General features: G+C 64.7%; 21 protein-coding genes and 1 pseudogene. 21 read left to right on the top strand and 1 reads right to left on the bottom strand.

Annotated elements, in window-relative coordinates; translation table 11 throughout:
• The first annotated feature begins 217 nt into the window (after positions 1 to 217).
• From fabF to cysE, 21 genes are all read left to right on the top strand, one after another.
• A complete protein-coding gene (gene fabF / locus ESZ60_RS06765) occupies positions 218 to 1,480 on the top strand; it encodes a beta-ketoacyl-ACP synthase II (protein ID WP_134679671.1) in 1,263 nt (420 codons plus the stop codon).
• A complete protein-coding gene (gene mltG / locus ESZ60_RS06760; protein ID WP_209021258.1) occupies positions 1,480 to 2,655 on the top strand; it encodes an endolytic transglycosylase MltG in 1,176 nt (391 codons plus the stop codon). Before fabF ends, mltG begins: the two co-directional genes overlap by 1 nt.
• Before the next feature lie 258 nt (positions 2,656 to 2,913).
• Positions 2,914 to 3,273 carry a permease gene (locus tag ESZ60_RS06755; protein WP_134679669.1) on the top strand — a complete coding sequence of 120 codons (360 nt, stop codon included), beginning with the start codon at positions 2,914 to 2,916 and terminating at the stop codon, positions 3,271 to 3,273.
• Positions 3,224 to 4,564 carry a DNA-packaging protein gene (locus ESZ60_RS06750; RefSeq protein WP_134679668.1) on the top strand — a complete coding sequence of 447 codons (1,341 nt, stop codon included), beginning with the start codon at positions 3,224 to 3,226 and terminating at the stop codon, positions 4,562 to 4,564. Before ESZ60_RS06755 ends, ESZ60_RS06750 begins: the two co-directional genes overlap by 50 nt.
• Before the next feature lie 196 nt (positions 4,565 to 4,760).
• Entirely contained in the window at positions 4,761 to 5,945 is a 1,185-nt protein-coding gene (locus tag ESZ60_RS06745) for a phage portal protein (RefSeq protein WP_134679667.1), read from the top strand.
• 1 nt (position 5,946) lies between these two features.
• Positions 5,947 to 6,180 (top strand): GTA head formation protein, RCAP_rcc01685 family, encoded by a 234-nt coding sequence (locus tag ESZ60_RS06740; RefSeq protein ID WP_134679666.1) that lies wholly within the window; start codon positions 5,947 to 5,949, stop codon positions 6,178 to 6,180.
• Position 6,181: 1 nt separating this feature from the next.
• The gene (locus ESZ60_RS06735) at positions 6,182 to 6,718 is read left to right on the top strand and encodes an HK97 family phage prohead protease (protein ID WP_167620081.1); all 537 of its coding nucleotides are present in this window, start codon (positions 6,182 to 6,184) and stop codon (positions 6,716 to 6,718) included.
• Between the two features lie 23 nt (positions 6,719 to 6,741).
• On the top strand, positions 6,742 to 7,908 hold the full coding sequence (locus tag ESZ60_RS06730; RefSeq protein ID WP_134679665.1) for a phage major capsid protein: 1,167 nt from the start codon (positions 6,742 to 6,744) through the stop codon (positions 7,906 to 7,908).
• A gap of 131 nt (positions 7,909 to 8,039) precedes the next feature.
• The gene (locus tag ESZ60_RS06725; protein ID WP_134679664.1) at positions 8,040 to 8,657 is read left to right on the top strand and encodes a head-tail connector protein; all 618 of its coding nucleotides are present in this window, start codon (positions 8,040 to 8,042) and stop codon (positions 8,655 to 8,657) included.
• Positions 8,654 to 8,998: a head-tail adaptor protein gene (locus ESZ60_RS06720; protein WP_134679663.1), complete on the top strand. Its 345-nt coding sequence runs from the start codon at positions 8,654 to 8,656 to the stop codon at positions 8,996 to 8,998. Before ESZ60_RS06725 ends, ESZ60_RS06720 begins: the two co-directional genes overlap by 4 nt.
• On the top strand, positions 8,995 to 9,414 hold the full coding sequence (locus ESZ60_RS06715; protein WP_134679662.1) for a DUF3168 domain-containing protein: 420 nt from the start codon (positions 8,995 to 8,997) through the stop codon (positions 9,412 to 9,414). Before ESZ60_RS06720 ends, ESZ60_RS06715 begins: the two co-directional genes overlap by 4 nt.
• 12 nt (positions 9,415 to 9,426) lie before the next feature.
• Positions 9,427 to 9,840: a phage major tail protein, TP901-1 family gene (locus ESZ60_RS06710; RefSeq protein WP_134679661.1), complete on the top strand. Its 414-nt coding sequence runs from the start codon at positions 9,427 to 9,429 to the stop codon at positions 9,838 to 9,840.
• Position 9,841: 1 nt separating this feature from the next.
• Entirely contained in the window at positions 9,842 to 10,159 is a 318-nt protein-coding gene (locus ESZ60_RS06705; protein WP_134679660.1) for a gene transfer agent family protein, read from the top strand.
• Positions 10,156 to 10,377: a phage tail assembly chaperone gene (locus ESZ60_RS06700; protein ID WP_134679659.1), complete on the top strand. Its 222-nt coding sequence runs from the start codon at positions 10,156 to 10,158 to the stop codon at positions 10,375 to 10,377. Before ESZ60_RS06705 ends, ESZ60_RS06700 begins: the two co-directional genes overlap by 4 nt.
• Before the next feature lie 84 nt (positions 10,378 to 10,461).
• Positions 10,462 to 11,040 (top strand): phage tail tape measure protein, encoded by a 579-nt coding sequence (locus ESZ60_RS06695; RefSeq protein ID WP_245155612.1) that lies wholly within the window; start codon positions 10,462 to 10,464, stop codon positions 11,038 to 11,040.
• Between the two features lie 3 nt (positions 11,041 to 11,043).
• The gene (locus ESZ60_RS06690) at positions 11,044 to 11,676 is read left to right on the top strand and encodes a DUF2460 domain-containing protein (RefSeq protein ID WP_134679657.1); all 633 of its coding nucleotides are present in this window, start codon (positions 11,044 to 11,046) and stop codon (positions 11,674 to 11,676) included.
• Entirely contained in the window at positions 11,673 to 12,497 is an 825-nt protein-coding gene (locus ESZ60_RS06685; RefSeq protein ID WP_134679656.1) for a DUF2163 domain-containing protein, read from the top strand. The genes ESZ60_RS06690 and ESZ60_RS06685 overlap by 4 nt, the downstream gene beginning before the upstream one ends.
• On the top strand, positions 12,494 to 12,922 hold the full coding sequence (locus ESZ60_RS06680) for an NlpC/P60 family protein (RefSeq protein WP_134679655.1): 429 nt from the start codon (positions 12,494 to 12,496) through the stop codon (positions 12,920 to 12,922). The genes ESZ60_RS06685 and ESZ60_RS06680 overlap by 4 nt, the downstream gene beginning before the upstream one ends.
• A gap of 12 nt (positions 12,923 to 12,934) precedes the next feature.
• A complete protein-coding gene (locus tag ESZ60_RS06675) occupies positions 12,935 to 16,825 on the top strand; it encodes a baseplate multidomain protein megatron (protein ID WP_134679654.1) in 3,891 nt (1,296 codons plus the stop codon).
• Positions 16,818 to 17,531, top strand: coding sequence for a DUF2793 domain-containing protein (locus tag ESZ60_RS06670; protein WP_134679653.1), 714 nt, complete (start codon positions 16,818 to 16,820; stop codon positions 17,529 to 17,531). Before ESZ60_RS06675 ends, ESZ60_RS06670 begins: the two co-directional genes overlap by 8 nt.
• A gap of 68 nt (positions 17,532 to 17,599) precedes the next feature.
• Positions 17,600 to 18,442, top strand: a complete 843-nt coding sequence (gene cysE, locus ESZ60_RS06665; protein WP_134679842.1) for a serine O-acetyltransferase — start codon at positions 17,600 to 17,602, stop codon at positions 18,440 to 18,442.
• 69 nt (positions 18,443 to 18,511) lie between these two features.
• On the opposite strand, the pseudogene ESZ60_RS21250 reads toward cysE, so the two are convergent.
• A pseudogene (locus ESZ60_RS21250) lies at positions 18,512 to 18,617 on the bottom strand (IS5/IS1182 family transposase); the annotation flags it as partial.

Here is an 18,617-nt window from a genome sequence, read left to right as displayed (position 1 = left end):
CTTTCGGTTTTTCATGCAGGACCTGAAAAAATGATAGGCCCTTTTGGGGGTTGTTCAATGGCTTCCCGATCGGCCGTTTCGAAAAGGAAAGGCACCGGCGCTGGCTGTTGCGATCCGTCCCCAACGCGACAAAACGCCGGGTGGTTGCCATGACGTTGCGCCAGAGGGCCGCGCCGTGTAGAACCTCAGCGATTAAAAGAAGGTTAAGGAGCCGTCTATGCGCAGAGTTGTCGTCACCGGCCTTGGGATGGTCACACCGCTGGCCTCGGGTGTCGAGGAGACCTGGAAGCGCCTCTTGGCCGGGGAATCCGGTGCCGGACCGATCACGCGTTTCGACACCAAGGATGTCACGACGAAATATGCCTGCGAAGTCCCCCTTGGTGACGGCAGTGATGGCACCTTCAATCCCGATGACTGGATGGAGCCCAAGGATCGCCGCAAGGTCGATGATTTCATCCTTTACGGCATGGCCGCCGCCGAACAGGCGGTGAAGGATTCCGGCTGGGCACCGTCCACGACCGAGGAGTTCGAACGCACCGGCGTGATGATCGGCGCAGGCATCGGCGGTCTGCAATCGATCGCCGAAACCGCCGTCCTGATCAAGGAACGCGGGCCGAAGCGGGTTTCGCCGTTCTTCATCCCGGGCGCGCTGATCAACCTCGTCTCGGGTCAGGTCTCGATCCGTTTCGGCTTTAAGGGCCCGAACCATGCGGTCGTCACGGCCTGCTCGACCGGGGCGCATGCCATTGGCGATGCGGCACGGCTGATCGGCTTCGGCGATGCCGATGTCATGGTCGCGGGTGGTGCGGAAAGCCCGATCTGCGAGATCGGCGTGGCGGGGTTCAACGCCTGCAAGGCGCTCTCGACCAAGCGCGAGGATGATCCCAAGTCGGCGAGCCGTCCCTGGGACGCGGATCGCGACGGTTTCGTCATGGGCGAAGGCGCGGGCGTCGTCGTGCTTGAGGAATATGAGCACGCGAAGGCGCGCGGCGCAAAGATCTATGCCGAGGTGCTGGGCTATGGCATGTCGGGCGACGCCTATCACATCACCGCCCCGAGCGAGGATGGCGATGGCGGTTTCCGCAGCATGACCAATGCCTTGAAGCGCGCCGGACTGGAGCCGGGCCAGATCGACTACATCAACGCGCATGGCACCTCGACCATGGCCGATGTGATCGAACTGGGCGCGGTCGAGCGGCTTCTGGGCGATGCGGCGGGCAATGTGGTCATGTCCTCGACCAAGTCCTCGATCGGTCACCTTCTGGGCGCGGCCGGTGCGGTCGAGGCGATCTTCTGTATCCTCGCGATCCGTGACCAGATCTGCCCGCCGACGATCAATCTGGACAATCAGGCCCGCGAGACGGCGATCGACCTTGCCGCCAATGCCGCCGTGCGCCGCAAGGTGGATTACGTCCTGTCCAACAGCTTCGGCTTTGGCGGCACCAATGCGAGCCTTGTGATGGGGCGCGTTCAGGAATGATGTGGCGCCATATCGCGGCGAATTTCCTGACGCTGCTGATCGTGATCCTGATCGCCGCAGCCGCGGCGGTCGCATGGGCCAAGCATCAGTATTACGCCCCCGGACCCAGTGCCGCGGCGCAATGCGTGCGTGTCGCTCCGGGTGCGAGTCTGGCGACGGTCAGCGATCAGCTGGTCGCGCAGGGAGTCGTCTCGAATGGCTACATCTTCCGGGCGGGAACCGATTACCTCGGCAAGGCGCGGGGCCTGAAATACGGCTCGCACCTGGTCCCGCCCCATTCTACAATGGAAGAGGTCGTCGAGCTTCTTTCGGCGGGCGGTGCCTCGACCTGCGGGGTCGAACTGATCCTGCGTGTCGGCGTTCGTGAAAACACTCTGATCCTGCGTGACCTCGATCCCCAGACCGGCGCCATGGCCGAGCAGGCGAAATACAACCCGGCCTCGGAAACCGCGCCCGAGCGCATCGCTCAGGCCGAAAAGGCCGCCGATTCCCGCTTGCGCATCACCGTTGCCGAGGGCGTGACCAGTTGGCAGATCGTCGAGGCGCTGAAACAGGCGCCCTTCATGTCGGGCAATGTCGCGAAGGTGCCTGCCGAGGGCAGCCTTGCCCCGGATACCTACGACATTCAGCAGGGTGCCGATCGCGCCGTGCTTTTGGCCGAAATGGAGCGGCGGCAATCCGAGACCCTGTCACGCGCCTGGGAAAATCGCGCGCCCGATCTGCCCTACAAGAACCCGCAGGAAGCGTTGATCATGGCCTCGATCATCGAGAAAGAGACCGGTATACCGACCGAACGCGGCGTGGTGGCCAGTGTCTTCGTGAACCGGATGCAGCGCGGCATGCGCCTCGAAACCGACCCCACGGTGATCTATGGCATCACCAAGGGCGAAGGGGTGCTGGATCGCGGGCTGCGCGGCAGCGAATTGCGTCGGCGCACGCCCTATAACACCTATCAGATTGCAGGGCTGCCTCCGACGCCGATCGCCAATCCCGGCAGGGCCGCGATCGAGGCCGCGATGAATCCGGACGATACCGAATTCGTGTTCTTCGTCGCGGATGGCAGCGGCGGCCATGCCTTTGCCCGGACCCTGCAGGAGCATAACCAGAATGTCGCGCGTTGGCGCGTCATCGAACGCGAGCGCGGAGAGGCGCTGCGACCCGTTCAGGGCGATTGAGCCGCCCTGATTCCGGTGCGTTTCGCGCCTGTTGCGCAGGGCGTGCGCAAGGGTGTTGCGCAGGGCAACTCATTGTTCTGTAAGGAGAATTACCAGAGCGTAAATGCAACTGGTGGTTTTGAATTGACTCTGCGAACGCCCTAAAGTAGAAATTAAACATGCTGGGAGAAATGGGCAAGCGGCCGGGTCGGAAGACCTCGGGCCGCTTTTTTCATGTCTCGCTCGTGCGGACAGAACACGAGGGCAGGGCGAAACGCGATGACGATGAATTTCGATCCGGGGCCGCGCGCCTCGGAAGGGCCATTCGTGGCCGGCGTGACAACGACTGACACGGACGTTCTGGCGATCGCGGATGGGCTGTTCCAGTCCTATGCGGTGGATCTGCACAAGCTGCGCCTGAAGATCCAGGCGGGCGAAACCGACGAGTTGAAAGAGTCCGGCAAGCTGGTGCGCGACCTGAGGGCCGCGACCCAGATGGTGCTGGAGGAAAGGGGCAAGGTTGACAAGCTACGCAAGGATGCTGCCGGACATGTCGGGACTGGGGTCCTCGACCTTGCCGCGGCACGAGATGAAATCGGGCGCCGCCTGGCTTGCCTGCGCCGCGCCGGAGGAAGTTGACGGCTTTCTCGGCGGGCTGAGCGACAATGCCTTGGCGGCGCTGCCCTGGCTCTTCGAGTTCTGGGCCCTGCCGCATCAACTGCCGCCGGAGGGCGACTGGAAGACATGGGTCATCATGGGCGGGCGCGGGGCGGGAAAGACCCGCGCCGGCTCGGAATGGGTGCGCGCGCAGGTCGAGGGCGCGACGCCCGCGGCCGCGGGTCGGGCGCATCGCCTGGCGCTGGTCAGCGAGACCTTCGATCAGGCCCGCGACGTCATGGTGTTCGGCGAGTCGGGCATCCTGGCCTGCTCGCCACCTGACCGCCGCCCGGTATGGGAAGCCGGGCGGCGCAGGCTGGTCTGGCCGAATGGCGCGACCGCGCAGCTCTTCTCGGCGCATGAGCCCGAGGCGCTGCGCGGGCCGCAATTCGACGCCGCCTGGGTCGATGAGCTGGCGAAGTGGAAGAAAGCCGAGGACACCTGGGACATGCTGCAATTCGCGTTGCGTCTCGGGCCGCATCCGCAGCAGGTGGTGACGACGACCCCGAAAAATGTCGGCGTGCTGAAGCGGATCCTGGGAAATGCCTCGACGGTGACGACCCATGCGCCGACCGATGCGAACCGCGCCTATCTGGCCGAGAGCTTCCTGGCCGAGGTCGAGAGCCGCTATGCCGGGACCCGGCTGGGCCGGCAGGAACTCGAGGGCGTGCTGCTCGAAGATGTCGAGGGCGCGCTTTGGACGAGTGCGATGCTGGAGGCCTGCCGCGTCCAGACGGCGCCGAAGCTCGACCGGATCGTGGTCGCGGTCGACCCCTCGGTGACCGGGGGGGCCGCTTCCGATGAATGCGGGATCATCGTCGCCGGAGTGGCCAGCGACGGCGCGCCGGCGGATTGGCGGGCGGTGGTGCTGGAAGATGCGACGGTGCGGGGCGGGCCGACGGATTGGGCGCGCGCCGCGATCGCCGCGATGGAGCGCCACGGGGCCGAGCGCATGGTTGCCGAAGTCAATCAGGGCGGCGATCTGGTCGAGAGCGTGATCCGCCAGATCGATCCGCTGGTGCCGTTCCGGGCGCTGCGGGCGGGTCGCGGCAAGGGGCTGCGGGCCGAGCCGGTCGCCGCGCTTTACGAGCAGGGACGGGTGCAGCATCTGCGCGGCCTCGGCGCGCTCGAGGACCAGATGTGCCGCATGACCGTGCGCGGCTATGAGGCGAAGGGATCGCCCGACCGGCTGGATGCGCTGGTCTGGGCGATCCATGAGCTGATGATCGAGCCCGCGGCAAGCTATCGTCGACCGCAGGTGCGCCGGCTTTAGGCAAGGCCCGATCGGGTATTCGGGATCCCGGCCCCGAGCCGCAGCCGGGAAGGGGGCTGCGCCCCCCGGCTCATGTGCCCCTCGATGGGGCGCATGAGACGTCCCTTCGGGATGTTCGAACACGGATGGATGGGCCTGCCGGGTCCGAGGGGTCGCGAATTGCGGCCCTTTTTTCTTGCGCTTTTAGGAGGAACCGATGGCATTTCCCTGGTTCGGGCGGGCCGAGCAGCCCGCCCCCTTAGTCGAGACGAAAGCCAGCGCCACGGGCAAGGTCGTCGCCCTGGCCGCGGGGTCCGGAAGGGTGGTCTGGTCTCCGCGCGATACCGTCTCGCTGACGCGTTCGGGTTTCGTGAACAACCCGGTCGGCTTCCGCGCCGTCCGGCTGATCGCCGAGGCGGCGGCGACGGTCCCGCTGGTCTGCCAGGATCGCGAGCGCCGCTACGAGATCCACCCGGTGCTCGACCTGCTGCGCCGCCCCAATCCGGGGCAGAGCCGCTCCGAGCTTTTCGAGGCGCTGTTCGGCCAGCTTCTGCTGAGCGGCAATGGCTATCTCGAAGCGGTCGGCGAAAGCGGCAAGGGCCTGCCGCTGGAGCTGCATGTCTTGCGTTCGGACCGCATGGCCGCGGTGCCGGGGCCCGATGGCTGGCCGATTGCCTATGAGTACGGCGTGGGCGGGCGGAAATTCCGCTTCGAGATGGCGGGCAGCCCGGATCCGATCTGTCATATCCGCAGCTTCCATCCGCTCGACGATCATTACGGTCTCTCGCCGATGCAGGCGGCGGCGGTGGCGGTGGATGTCCATAACAGTGCGTCGGGCTGGTCCAAGGCGCTGCTGGACAATGCCGCGCGGCCCTCGGGCGCGATCATCTACAAGGGCGCGGATGGCCAGGGCAGCCTGTCGCCCGACCAGTATGATCGCCTCGTGGCCGAGATGGAGATGCATCACCAGGGCGCGCGCAATGCCGGGCGGCCGATGCTGCTCGAGGGCGGCCTCGACTGGAAACCCATGGGCTTCAGTCCCAGCGACATGGAGTTCCACGAGACCAAGAAGGCAGCGGCGCGCGAGATCGCCCAAGCCTTCGGTGTTCCCCCCATGCTGATGGGGATCCCCGGCGAGGCGACCTATGCCAATTACGCCGAGGCGCATCGGGCCTTCTACCGGCTGACGGTTCTGCCGCTGGTGTCGCGGGTCGCAAGCGCCCTCGCGTGGTGGCTGAGCGAGCATATGGGGCAGGAGATCGAATTGCGCGCCGATCCCGACCAGATCCCGGCCCTCGCCGAGGAGCGCGACCAGCAATGGCGGCGGATCAGCGAGGCGATCTTCCTGACCGAGGCCGAGAAGCGCGCGCTTCTGGGCCTGCCGCCCTTGGCCGGGGGTTGAGATGGAGGGGTCGCGTTTCGTCAAGGAGCCCTTCGACTGGCACGACCAGCGCTTCGACACGCAAGAGCGGATCATGGCGCTGCAATTCGGCCAGGTCGAGCGCCGGCTGGAGCGGATCGAGCAGCTGATCGAGGGGCTCGAGCGGCGCTTGTGGATGACCGTCTATGGCGTCGTCGCGGTCATCCTGACGCAGGCCGTGCAGTCGATCCTGAGCTATAGTCCGAAAGGAATGTGAAGTGGGTTCAGAACATTACGGGCTGGAACTGAAATATGCCGGCGGGGATCGTCTGGTCGCCGCGGGCGACCGGATCGAGGGCTATGCGAGCCTGTTCGGGCTGGTCGATCAGGGCGGCGACATCGTCGTGAAGGGGGCCTATGCGGCGAGCCTCGCCCGGCTCAATGCACGCGGCGACAAGGTCAGGATGCTTTGGCAGCACGATCCCGCCCGCCCCATCGGCGTCTGGGACGAAATTCGCGAGGAAGCCAAGGGTCTCTGGGTCAGCGGGCGGCTTCTGCCCGAAGTGGCGCAGGCCCGCGAGGCGGCGGCGCTTCTCGCCGCAGGTGCCATCGACGGCCTGTCGATCGGCTATCGGACGATTTCCGCAGAGCGCGATGCCAAGGGGCGGCGCCTGCTGAGCGAGGTCGAGCTTTGGGAAGTGTCGCTGGTGACCTTCCCGATGCTTGCCGAGGCCAAGGTCGGACGCAAGTCGGACCGGGATCTCGAAATGGCGGCGATGTTCCGTGCCGCCACTCTGGCGCTGCGCGCCGAGTGAGTTTCACCGCAAGGGAGAGGACCATGACCGAGGTGAAAGCCGCGGCCGGGGCGGAGACGCCCGGCGACCTTGGAAGCGAGATGATGAGCTTCGTGAGCGAACTCAAGACCTTCCGCACCGACATTCAGAAACGACTGCAAGCACAGGAAGAGCGCATGACCATGCTGGACCGCAAGACCATCCTTCGGGGCCGCAGCCCGCTTTCGGTTGAGGCCGATGCAGCCGCACCGCATCAGAAGGCCTTCGACGCCTATGTGCGTCACGGCGATGATGCCGATCTGCGCGCGCTGCCCATGGAGGGCAAGGCCATGAGCACCTCGAGCGATGCGGGCTTCCTCGCCGCGCCGACGGTCGCCGTGCAGGTGCAGGAGGCGCTGAACGTGACGGCCTCGCTGCGGCGCGTCGCCAATGTCGTGGCGGTGGAATCCGCGACCTACGAAGTGCTCGTCGACATGGGCGACATCGCCACCGGTTGGTCCACCGAGGGCACGACCCAGGCCGAGACCGGGACCTCGACCGTGCAGCGCGTGGTCATCCCGGTCCACGAGCTTTCGGCCATGCCGAAGGCCAGCCAGCGCCTGCTCGATGACGCGGCCTTCGATGTCGAAAGCTGGCTTGCCGGCCGCATCGCCGAGAAATTCGCCCGCGCCGAGGCGACGGCATTCATCAGCGGCGATGGCGTGAACAAGCCCAAGGGCTTCCTGACCCATGCCCGCGCCGCCAATGCCTCGGCCACGAATGTGCAGATCGGCACGATCCCCTCGGGCGGCACGGGCGATTTCGCGGCGACCAATCCGGCGAATGCGCTGATCGACCTGGTCTATGCGCTCAGCGCGCAGTTCCGCGCCAATGCGAGCTTCGTGATGAACTCGAAGACCGCGGCCGCCGTGCGCAAGATGCGCGACACGGACGGGCGTTTCCTGTGGACCGACTCGCTCGCCATGGGGCAGCCTCCGCAGCTGCTGGGCTATCCGGTCCTGCTTTGCGAGGACATGCCCGATATCGCCAGCGGCTCGGCCTCGATCGCGTTTGGCGACTTCGCCAGCGCCTATACCATTGTCGAGCGTCCCGATCTGCGTGTGCTGCGCGATCCCTTCTCGGCCAAGCCCCATGTGCTTTTCTATGCCACCAAGCGTGTCGGCGGCGGCGTGACCGATGCCCGCGCCATCAAGCTGATGATCTTCGGCTGATCCGAGGCCGAAGCGGGGCCATGCGGGCAATGTCCGTCCGACTGGCTGAGCAACTGTCCGCGCGCGCATGGCCGGACACGCATGGCCCCATTTCCTGAATGCCGCTGGATCGAAAGCCCGGAGAAACTGGAATGATGCTTGTGGAAGTGACAGCGCCCGATCAAGGCGCGCTGCCCGTCGCCGGGTTGCGAGACCATCTGCGGCTGGGCACGGGTTTCGGCATGTCCGAGGACGCCGCCGAAACGACGGCATTGGCTGGCTATCTGAGGGCGGCCATTGCCACGATCGAGGCCCGCACCGGCAAGGTCCTGCTGGCGCGGCAATTTCGCCTGAAGCTGGATGATTGGCGCGAGCCCACGGGGCAGCCCTTGCCGCTGGCCCCGGTGAGTTCGATCGATCGGGTCGAGATCGACAATGGCCTGGGGCAGGTCACCTTGCTCGAGGCCGCGAGCTACCGCCTGATCCCGGACATGCAGCGCCCGGTCCTTGCGCCGCTGAGCGCCTATCTGCCGGTGGTGCCCGCTCAGGGTCTTGTCACGATCACCTTCACTGCCGGTTTCGGCGTGACCTGGAGCGCGGTCCCGGCGGATCTGGCACAGGCGGTGATGCTGCTCGCGACGCGCTACCACGAGGATCGCAGCTTCGAGAACAGCCAGGCCGCCATGCCCTTCGGGGTCAGCGCCTTGATCGAGCGTTGGCGCGCGGTCCGGGTTCTGGGCGGACGCTCGGCGACTAGGAGGCAGCCATGACGCCTCCGCGACTTGCTATTGCGCTGACCCTCGAAGAGGGCCGCAGCGTCTCGGACGGCATGGGTGGCGGTCGTCTCGAATGGCAGCCGGTCGGCAAGCTCTGGGGCGAGATGCGCTCGGGTTCGGGGCGGTTGCAGGCCAGCGGCGAGGGGGCACGTAGCGTGGTCACCTGGCGCATCCTCGTGCGTTCGGCCCCGGCAAGCGATCCGCGCCGCCCGAAGCCCGGACAACGCTTCGCCCTGCGCGACGGCCTGCGGCATTTTCTGATCGACTCGGTCGCCGAGGAAGATCCGCAGGGCCGCTACCTGATCTGCATCGCAAGCGAGGAGGGTGCCGCATGAGCTATGCCGCAGCGGTCGCGCTTCAATCGGCGGTCTATCAGCTGCTTCGCGAGGATGACGCTCTGCAGCACCTCGTCGGAGACGCGATCTTCGACGCCCAGCCGGTTTCCGGCACGGTCGGTCCCTATGTCGTCCTGGGCAATGAGGACAGCCGCGACGCGGGCGACATGACAGGGGCCGGGAGCAGCCATGATTTCACCGTCTCGGTCCTGTCGGGGGCCGAGGGGGCGCAGGGGTTCGGGCAGGTCAAGCTGGCTGCCGAGGCGATCTCGGCGGCGCTGGACCAGCCTGCGGTGACCCTTTCTCGCGGACATCTTGTCGGCATGTGGCTTCTGCGCGCCCGCGCGCGGAGGATCGAAAAAGGCTCCGGGCGGCGGGTCGATCTGACCTTCCGTGCGCGGATTGATCTGGGTTGAGGAGATGACGCCATGACGGTGCAAAAGGGTCGGGACCTGCTGATCAAACTGGACATGACCGGCGACGGCCAGTTCCAGACGGTCGCCGGTCTGCGTGCGACGCGGATCGCGTTCAATGCCGAGACGGTCGATGTCACGAGTTTGGAAAGCGAGGGTCGCTGGCGCGAATTGCTGGGCGGGGCCGGAATCCGCTCGGCGACGATTTCCGGATCGGGTGTGTTTCGCGACGGCGAAACGGATGAGCGGGCGAGGCAGATCTTTTTCGAAGGCGAGATCCCGCGCTTCCAGGTTGTGATCCCGGATTTCGGCAATGTCGAGGGTCCGTTCCAGATCACCAGCCTGGAATATTCCGGCAGCTACAATGGCGAGGCGAGCTATGAGATTTCCCTGGCAAGCGCGGGCGCGCTCAGCTTCGTTTCGCTCTGACATGGCCAATCCCTGGGCCGGCGAGGTCGAAATCTGGCTCGACGAGCGGCCTCATGTGGCGAAGCTGACCCTTGGCGCTCTGGCCGAGTTGGAGGCCGAACTCGGCGCGGAAAGCATGATCGCTCTGATCGAGCGGTTTGAAGCCGGGCGGTTTTCCAGTCGTGATGTCATCGCGGTTCTGGTTGCCGGTCTGCGTGGCGGTGGCTGGGGCGGTGGCGTCGGGGAATTCAATGCCGCCCAGTTTCGTGGCGGGCCGGTGCAAGCTGCGCAATTGGCCGCCCTTCTGCTGGCCCGCGCGTTTCGAGCAGATGGGGCATGAGCGCGCGGGGGCTGGATTGGGCCGGGCTGATGCGCGCCGGGATGGGGCCGCCGCAGAGGGGCGGGTTGGGCCTCTTGCCGCAGGATTTCTGGTCTCTGAGTCCCGGCGAACTTGCGCTTCTTTTGGGGGTGCAAGGCCACCAGGGCGCGATGACACGCGGCCGACTGGAGGAACTGTCCAACAGATTTCCCGATCTGCCGGGCAAGGCTGCGGGATGAATGTTCAAAGGAGATGCCGTCATGACCTGGCACGATGAGACCGACACAACCGATGGCGCGGCGGGCGAGGGCCGCCTCGCCACGATGGCCCTCGACAGGGAGCTTGCACGTCTGCGCGAATCGATGCTGTTCACCAGCCGCGAGGTCAGCATCCTGAGCGGCGGGATTGGTCGCGGTCTGCGCGCGGCATTCGCGGATCTTGCCCTGGACGGAGGCAAGCTGAGCGATGCCCTGAAAGAGGTGGCCCGCAGCATGGCTGACACGGTGCTTTCCATCGCGCTGCGGCCGGTGCAGCAGGCGGTGGCGGGCGCGATTGCCGAAGGCGGCAATAGCCTTGTCTCGGGCATCCTGCCCTTTGCCAATGGCGGAAGCTTTACGCAGGGCAGGGTCATGGCCTTTGCGCAAGGTGGCGTCGTCTCGCAGCCGACCTACTTTCCCATGCGCGGCGCCACGGGCCTGATGGGCGAGGCCGGGCCCGAGGCCATCATGCCCCTGCAGCGGGGTGCCGATGGACGTCTGGGGGTGGCGGCGTCCGGCGGCGGGCGATCGGTCAATGTCACGTTCAATATTTCCACGCCGGACATTGCGGGCTTTCACCGCTCGCAAAGCCAGATCGCCGCGCAGCTGTCCCGCGTCCTGGCGCAGGGTGAAAGGAACCGGTGAGGCATGGCGTTCCACGAGATCAGATTTCCCGCCAACCTGTCCTTTGGTTCGGTCGGCGGGCCCGAGCGACGCACCGAAATCGTCGCGCTGAATAATGGCCACGAAGAGCGCCGCAGCCCCTGGGCGCATTCGCGCCGCCGCTATGACGCGGGGATGGGGCTGCGCTCACTGGATGACGTGGCGCAGCTTTTGGCCTTTTTCGAAGCGCGGGCCGGTCAATTGCACGGATTCCGCTGGAAAGATTGGGGCGATTACAAATCCTGCCTGCCAAGTTCCAAGGTCTCGCCTCTGGACCAGCCGCTCGGGCGGGGAGATGGCGTTCGCCGCAGCTTCGCCTTGCGAAAATGCTACCCGTCGGGACCGGGCCAATATTGGCGTCCCATCAGTAAACCGGTTTCGGGCACGGTTACGGCAGCCATCGGCAAAGTTGAGCTTCATGCCGGCATCGATTTCTCGGTCGATCTGGAAACGGGCGAATTGGCGTTCTCGGTGGCTCCTGCGTCCGGTGCCGAAATCACGGCAGGCTTCGAATTCGACGTTCCGGTTCGGTTCGACACGGATCGAATCTCGGTCTCGATCGCTTCGTTTCAAGCCGGGGAAATGCCACAGATTCCTGTCATCGAGGTGCGGACATGAAAGGCGACACGATTGCGCGTGCCTGGGCCATATCCCGTTCGGACGGGATGGCCTTGGGCTTCACGGACCATGATTGCGCCTTTGAATTCGACGGGCTGACCTTTCGTCCCGAGGCGGGTCTGAACGCGCGCGCCATTGCGCAGGGAACGGGTCTGTCGGTCGACAATAGCGAAGCGGTCGGGGTGCTTTCGGATGAGGCGATACGCGATGTCGATCTGTTGGCTGGCCGCTGGGACGGCGCGGATATTCGCATATGGGAGGTCGATTGGCAGGATCTGTCCCGGCGCGTGTTGATCTTCCGTGGCGGGATCGGCGAGGTCAGCCATAGCGGTGTCCAGTTCCGGGCAGAGCTGCGCGGCCTTTCCGAGCCTTTGAACCGTGCGCAGGGCCGCGTCTATCATCCGCGCTGTTCGGCTGAACTGGGGGATCGGAAATGTGGGGTGGATCTGACATCCGCGAGCCATGCGGCCGAGGCCGAGGTCGTTTCCGTCGATGAGGCACAGCGCATCGTTCTTTCTGGTGGCGCGGGGCATGAAGAGGGGTGGTTCTCACGCGGCGAGATGATCGTTCTGGACGGCGCGGCACAGGGGCTGCGCGGCGTGGTCAAGTCGGACAGCGCGAATTCGGGCTCGCGCCGCACTGTCGAGCTTTGGGCGGGTCTCGGCATTCGTCCCGCTCCCGGCGACAAGGTCAGGCTGATAGCGGGATGTGACAAGCGCGCCGAGACATGTCGGTTGAAGTTTCTCAATTTTCTGAACTTTCGCGGATTTCCGCATTTGCCCAGCGAAGACTGGCTTCTGGCCCCGCAGGTGGTCAGATGACCCCGAACGTCGTGGATATCGCACGAAGCTGGATCGGGACGCCCTATGTCCATCAGGCTTCGCTCAAACATGGCGGAACGGATTGTCTTGGCCTTGTCCGAGGCATCTGGCGGGAATGCCTGGGGTCGGAGCCTGAAATTCTGCCACCTTACACGCCCGATTGGGGCGAGACGGGCGGCGAGGAGCTTCTTCTTGCCGGAGCACGACGGGTCCTAATTGTCGCCAAAGACGCCGCGCCGGGGGATGTGCTGATTTTTCGCATGCGTCCGGGAGCCGTGGCGAAGCACATGGGCGTGCAGGGCGAAATCGGCAGAGTTGCGAGTTTCATTCACGCATATGATCGGCATGGTGTCGTCGAAAGTCCTCTTTCGTCGCCATGGCGCTCGCGGATTGTCGGGCGGTTCCGCTTTCCGCAGACATCTTGAGGGGATAGCGCAATGGCGACTTTAATGTTGGCTGCGGCGGGTGCCTCGCTTGGTGCCGGCTTTGGCGGCACCGTGCTCGGACTGTCGGGGGCAGTGATCGGCCGCGCCGTCGGGGCGGCGGTTGGCCGCGTCATCGACCAGCGTCTGCTGGGGTCTGGCTCCAACGCCGTCGAGACGGGGCGGGTCGATCGTCTGCGCATCCAGACCGCCGGCGAAGGAGCGGCAATTCCCAGGCTTTGGGGCCAGATGCGGATTCCGGGCCATACCATCTGGGCCGGTCCTCTGGTGGAAACCCGGCGCAAGCAGGGCGGGGGCAAGGGCTCCGCGCCCAGCGTCACGCAGGTCGGATACCGGCTGAGCTTTGCCCTTGCGCTATGCGAAGGCCCGATCCTCGGGATCGGCCGGGTCTGGGCGGATGGAGAAGAGCTTTCTCCCGACGAACTGAACATGCGGATCTATCTGGGGGACGAAGAACAACTGCCCGATCCCGCGATTGCGGCCCATGAAGGTGATGCGGCCCCAGCCTATCGCGGGATCGCCTATGTCGTCTTGGAGGAACTGGGTTTGGAACGCTGGGGGAACCGGGTTCCCCAACTTTCCTTTGAGGTGACCCGGCGGGCAAAGCAGGGGCGGGGCCTGTCGCGTGAGGTCCAGGCCGTAGCCCTTATACCGGGGACGGGAGAGTATGCTCTGGCAACCACGCCTGTAAGCCACGATTTCGGATTGGGTGAAGGGCAGGTCGTCAATCGCAACACGCCTTATTCCGGAACCGATCTTGGCGCGTCCTTGGCGACGCTCGGTCGCGAATTGCCGAATGTCGGATCGGTCTCGCTCGTGGTCTCGTGGTTTGGGGACGATCTCCCCATCGATCGCTGCCGGATCCGGCCCAAGGTCGAGGATCGCGCGCGCGACGGCGAGGAAATGCCCTGGCGCGCAGGCGGGATTGACCGCGCCGAAGCTGAAGTGGTCGCCCGCATAGACGATCGCCCGATCTATGGCGGCACTCCGTCGGATCGCTCGGTGATCGAGGCACTCCGCACCATCGCCGCCAGCGGGCGAAAGGCGGTCTTCTATCCTTTCATCCTCATGGAGCAGCTGGACGGCAATGACCTGCTCGACCCTTGGCGCGGCGAGACGGGGCAGCCCGCGATGCCTTGGCGTGGACGGATCACGACCAGTCTGGCTCCGGGGCTCTCGGGCAGCCCAGCCGGAACCGAGATCGCAGAGGCTGAGGTGGCGCGGTTTTTCGGAACGGCGCGGCCGCAGGATTTTTCGCGGGCGAATGGCGAGGTGCATTATCATGGGCCGGAGGAATGGTCGTATCGGCGTTTCATTCTGCATTACGCGCATCTTTGTGCCGAGGCAGGGGGACTCGACGCCTTTCTCATCGGCTCCGAGATGGTTGGCCTGACACAGGTTCAGGGTCGGAACCAAAGCTTTCCTGCCGTGGCCGAGCTTTGCCGTCTTGCCGCAGATGTCCGTGCCATCCTAGGCGAAAATGTTCTGCTGGGCTATGCTGCGGACTGGTCGGAATATTTCGGATACCAGCCCGGCAACGGAGATGCGTATTTCCATCTCGACAGCCTCTGGGCGGATGAAAACATCGATTTCATCGGAATCGACAATTACATGCCCCTGTCGGATTGGCGCGATGGCGAGGATCATGCCGATGCCGTCTGGGGGCGCGTCGAAAATCCGGCTTACCTGCGCCGAAATGTTTCTGCTGGCGAAGGCTATGATTGGTTTTACGCAAGCGACGCCGACCGCCTGGCGCAGCGCAGGACGCCGATCCATGACGGTTTGTTTCATGAACATTGGCTGTGGCGATACAAGGATATTCGCAACTGGTGGCTGAACGAGCACCATGAGCGCGTCGGGGGTGTACGGAGTGATCGGCCCAGCCCCTGGGTACCGGGATCGAAGCCGATCTGGTTCACCGAGATGGGATGTGCGGCGCTCGACAAGGGATCGAACCAGCCCAACAAGTTTCTGGATGCAATGAGTTCGGAGTCGCAACTGCCGCATTTCTCGAATGGTCAGCGCAACGACCTCATGCAGGCCGCCTATGTCCGGGCGATGACCGAGTATTGGTGCGATGCCGCGAATAACCCGGTCAGGAGCGCCCATGGCCGGACCGCTGCAGGAAACATGGTGGATATGTCGCGCGCCCATCTATGGTGTTGGGATGCGCGGCCTTTCCCCGCATTTCCGGGACGGACGGATGTCTGGTCAGATGGACCGGCCTGGGAGCGGGGACATTGGCTGAATGGGCGGGCAGGCGCGGTGCCATTGGCCGATGTCGTGGGCGATATCTGCCGCGAAGCCGGGGTCGTCGCTTTTGACGTGGAAGAGCTTTACGGGTTGGTGCGTGGCTATTCGGTGAACGGCTCTGAAAGTGGCCGGGCGGCCTTGCAGCCCTTGATGTTGGCATATGGCTTTGATGCCGTGGAAGGTGACGGGACATTGCGCTTTCGCATGCGCGATGCCCGTGTCGATATCGATCTTGGCCCGGATGAACTGGCGCAGAACGGTGATTCGGGACCAATCGAGTATTCGCGCGCCAATGCAGGTGAGGTGGCTGGTCGGGTGAGGCTGACCTATGTCGAATCCGGTGCGGATTACGCCGTCCGTGCGACCGAATCCGTTTTGCCGGGTGCCGAGTTTCTCGCGGTTTCGGAGAGCGAGTTGTCAATGGCGCTCACCCGTCAAGAGGGACAGGCGCTGGTCGGGCGCTGGTTGGCCGAGACATTGGTCGCGCGCGACGGGATGCGATTTGTCTTGCCTCCATCGCGATCGGATCTGCATGTGGGGGATGTTGTCCGGTTCGACGAGGGTGTGGGCGGACCGCGCCGCTGGCGCATAGACCGCATCGAACGGGCCGAAGCGCTTGTGCTGGACGCTGTTCGCGTCGAACCGGGCAGCTATGAGCCGTCGCACGAGACGACCGATGCGCCTCGGCTCGCGGCATTTCAGGCCCCTGTTCCTGTGTTGCCGCTCTTTTTGGATCTGCCGCTTCTCAGGGGGGATGAGATCGCCCATGCACCACATCTGGCGGTCTCTGCCACGCCTTGGCCAAGTGCAGTCGCAGCATGGATGGCGACGGAAGTCGATGGCGGATATGCCCCGAACCTGACGCTGCCCCGATCGTCGATCATCGGAACCACTTTGGCTCCGCTTGATGCCGCCCGTCCGGGCCTTTGGGATCTGGGGCCGCCTTTGCGGGTCCGGCTCAAGGGGGGAGACATCGACTCAGCAAGTCTGACTGCGCTGCTCGGAGGGGCGAACCTGCTCGCGATCGGCGATGGTTCCTCCGAAGACTGGGAGTTGATGCAATTTCGGGATGCGCGACTGGTCGCGACGGGTGTGTGGGAAATCTCGACGCGTTTGCGCGGACAGGCCGGTACCGACGCCCTCATGCCCCCGGTCTGGCCGTCCGGAAGCACTGTCGTCCTGCTGGACGGCGCTCCGACGCAGGTCGATCTTGCACCGACGGCGCGAAACCAGATTCGGCATTGGCGGATCGGTCCGGCAAGCCGCAGTCCGGATGATGCGAGCTATCGGACCATCTCGGCTGCGTTTCGTGGGGTGGGGCTACGCCCCCTCTCGCCCTGCCACCTTGCGATCTCAGACGGCACGGTCTCGTGGATCCGACGGACCCGCATTCAGGGCGACAATTGGGACGGGCCGGAGGTGCCGCTAGGCGAAAGCCGCGAGATCTATTCCGTCCGACTGGTGCAGAACGGCGCGGTTCTGGCCCAAGCCATGACCAGTGAACCGCGTTGGAGCATCGCGCCCGCTATCTGGACCGCCGCCCGTGCGGGCGGCGCCTTTACCATCGAGGTCGCCCAGCTTTCGGATGTTTTCGGGCCGGGCCCATCAGCGAGGATCGACATAAATGTCTGAGAATGCGACCGCAAATTTCGGCCTACCATTGCTCATGCCCGCGCAGGCGCAGAAACATGTCACCGTGAACGACGCTCTGGTGCGGATAGACGGGCTGGTCGATCTGGTGCTGCAGGGAACGACCCGCACGACTCCGCCAAGCCCAGTCATCGAAGGGCAGTGCTGGGCCGTGCCGCAAGGGGCCGTCAACGCATGGGAAGGGCAGTCCGGCAAGATCGCCATTGCGATGAATGGGGGCTGGGTCTTTGTCGAGCCGGGATTTGGTCGCCGGGCGTGGATTGCGGATCGGGGCCAATCGGCGATTCATGACGGCTCTGGCTGGGTGGTGGGCGCAGTCAGCCTTGGCGCCCATGGCTCGGGCATGATCGCGGGCCAGGATTTCGAGGATATCACCCTGGGCACGGGGCCGAGTTTCGCGACCGGCATGGCAATTCCGGCGGGGGCCATGGTGATCGGGGCCACGGCGCGCGTCCTGAACGCGATAACGGGTTCGCTGACTTCCTGGTCGCTAGGCCATCCCGAGGCGTTGAACCGCTTCGGCGAAGGGCTGGGCAAGGCCGCCGGCTCCTGGTCGCGGGGTATCCTGAGCGCGCCGATGACCTATTGGAGCCCCAGCCCATTGCAGCTGACCGCGGCCGGAGGGCAATTCTCGGGGGGCAAGGTGCGGGTGGTCCTCCATTGGTGGGAGCTCAGGCTTCCCGATTGAGGAAGGGTTTCGGTACCTGTCGCTTTCGGTTAAGATCTATGCCCAACCGTTTTGACAGGCGTGGCACGATGAACCTGCACAAGGAACTAGTTCAACCGCTCATTGACGAGACGGGAGAGGAATCTCGCGTCTCGGTCTGGGCACGAATCCAGTGCGAGGCGCGGGTCGCGGTCAAGGACGAGCCCTTGCTTGGGGCTTTGATTCACGCAGGGCTCCTGCACCATTCGACATTCGAGGCGGCTCTGGCCTATCGGTTTTCGCTGAAACTCGCCTCGCGCGAGATGAGCGAACAGATCCTGCGCGAGATCGCGGATGACGCATTCGCGCGCGCGCCGGAACTCGCGCGGGCCGGGCAGGCCGATCTGCTTGCTGTTTATGAGCGCGATCCGGCCACCCACCGGTTGATGCAGCCCATCCTGTTCTTCAAGGGCTATCAGGCGCTTCAGGCTTACCGGATCGGACATTGGCTGTGGCAGCAGGGTCGGTATGACATGGCGTATTTCGTGCAGATGCGTTGCTCGGAAGTATTCGGTGTGGATATTCATCCGGCGGCCAAGATCGGCACCGGCGTGATGATCGATCATGCACATTCGATCGTCATCGGCGAGACTGCGGTGGTCGGAAACGACGTCTCGATGCTGCATTCCGTCACGCTGGGCGGTACCGGCAAGGAGGATGGCGACCGGCATCCCAAGATCGGGAATGGCGTGATGATCGGTGCGGGGGCAAAGGTGCTGGGCAATATCCGGATAGGCCATCATTCGCGGATCGCCGCGGGTTCAGTCGTGCTGAACGAGGTTCCGCCCTGCAAGACCGTCGCCGGGGTTCCGGCGCGTATCGTCGGCGATGCCGGTTGCACCGACCCCTCGACGTCGATGAACCAACTGCTCGGCCACGAGGATCTGTTTTAGCGGGTTTCGGAAAATCGTCCCGCCTCGACGATGGTTTGAGAGCATAGTTCATCTAGGGCCTGTGGACATTCATCGTGAAGCGATGATGGTCGCGACGAGATACCAATTGGCGGCGTAACTGCAGGCCGTCTTTTCATAGCGCGTGGCTATAGATCTGAATTCCTTGATTTTAGCG

The organism is Paracoccus ravus (assembly GCF_004522175.1).
GTDB classification, from domain to species: domain Bacteria; phylum Pseudomonadota; class Alphaproteobacteria; order Rhodobacterales; family Rhodobacteraceae; genus Paracoccus; species Paracoccus ravus.
This window is presented reverse-complemented; position numbering and strand designations above follow the sequence as displayed.

What these genes read in the sequence shown, in the direction of transcription:
- fabF (WP_134679671.1), top strand. Translation starts at nt 218, where the DNA reads ATGCGCAGAGTTGTCGTCACCGGCCTTGGGATGGTCACACCGCTGGCC.
- mltG (WP_209021258.1), top strand. Translation starts at nt 1,480, where the DNA reads ATGTGGCGCCATATCGCGGCGAATTTCCTGACGCTGCTGATCGTGATC.
- ESZ60_RS06755 (WP_134679669.1), top strand. Translation starts at nt 2,914, where the DNA reads ATGACGATGAATTTCGATCCGGGGCCGCGCGCCTCGGAAGGGCCATTC.
- ESZ60_RS06750 (WP_134679668.1), top strand. Translation starts at nt 3,224, where the DNA reads ATGAAATCGGGCGCCGCCTGGCTTGCCTGCGCCGCGCCGGAGGAAGTT.
- ESZ60_RS06745 (WP_134679667.1), top strand. Translation starts at nt 4,761, where the DNA reads ATGGCATTTCCCTGGTTCGGGCGGGCCGAGCAGCCCGCCCCCTTAGTC.
- ESZ60_RS06740 (WP_134679666.1), top strand. Translation starts at nt 5,947, where the DNA reads ATGGAGGGGTCGCGTTTCGTCAAGGAGCCCTTCGACTGGCACGACCAG.
- ESZ60_RS06730 (WP_134679665.1), top strand. Translation starts at nt 6,742, where the DNA reads ATGACCGAGGTGAAAGCCGCGGCCGGGGCGGAGACGCCCGGCGACCTT.
- ESZ60_RS06725 (WP_134679664.1), top strand. Translation starts at nt 8,040, where the DNA reads ATGATGCTTGTGGAAGTGACAGCGCCCGATCAAGGCGCGCTGCCCGTC.
- ESZ60_RS06720 (WP_134679663.1), top strand. Translation starts at nt 8,654, where the DNA reads ATGACGCCTCCGCGACTTGCTATTGCGCTGACCCTCGAAGAGGGCCGC.
- ESZ60_RS06715 (WP_134679662.1), top strand. Translation starts at nt 8,995, where the DNA reads ATGAGCTATGCCGCAGCGGTCGCGCTTCAATCGGCGGTCTATCAGCTG.
- ESZ60_RS06710 (WP_134679661.1), top strand. Translation starts at nt 9,427, where the DNA reads ATGACGGTGCAAAAGGGTCGGGACCTGCTGATCAAACTGGACATGACC.
- ESZ60_RS06705 (WP_134679660.1), top strand. Translation starts at nt 9,842, where the DNA reads ATGGCCAATCCCTGGGCCGGCGAGGTCGAAATCTGGCTCGACGAGCGG.
- ESZ60_RS06700 (WP_134679659.1), top strand. Translation starts at nt 10,156, where the DNA reads ATGAGCGCGCGGGGGCTGGATTGGGCCGGGCTGATGCGCGCCGGGATG.
- ESZ60_RS06695 (WP_245155612.1), top strand. Translation starts at nt 10,462, where the DNA reads ATGGCCCTCGACAGGGAGCTTGCACGTCTGCGCGAATCGATGCTGTTC.
- ESZ60_RS06690 (WP_134679657.1), top strand. Translation starts at nt 11,044, where the DNA reads ATGGCGTTCCACGAGATCAGATTTCCCGCCAACCTGTCCTTTGGTTCG.
- ESZ60_RS06685 (WP_134679656.1), top strand. Translation starts at nt 11,673, where the DNA reads ATGAAAGGCGACACGATTGCGCGTGCCTGGGCCATATCCCGTTCGGAC.
- ESZ60_RS06680 (WP_134679655.1), top strand. Translation starts at nt 12,494, where the DNA reads ATGACCCCGAACGTCGTGGATATCGCACGAAGCTGGATCGGGACGCCC.
- ESZ60_RS06675 (WP_134679654.1), top strand. Translation starts at nt 12,935, where the DNA reads ATGGCGACTTTAATGTTGGCTGCGGCGGGTGCCTCGCTTGGTGCCGGC.
- ESZ60_RS06670 (WP_134679653.1), top strand. Translation starts at nt 16,818, where the DNA reads ATGTCTGAGAATGCGACCGCAAATTTCGGCCTACCATTGCTCATGCCC.
- cysE (WP_134679842.1), top strand. Translation starts at nt 17,600, where the DNA reads ATGAACCTGCACAAGGAACTAGTTCAACCGCTCATTGACGAGACGGGA.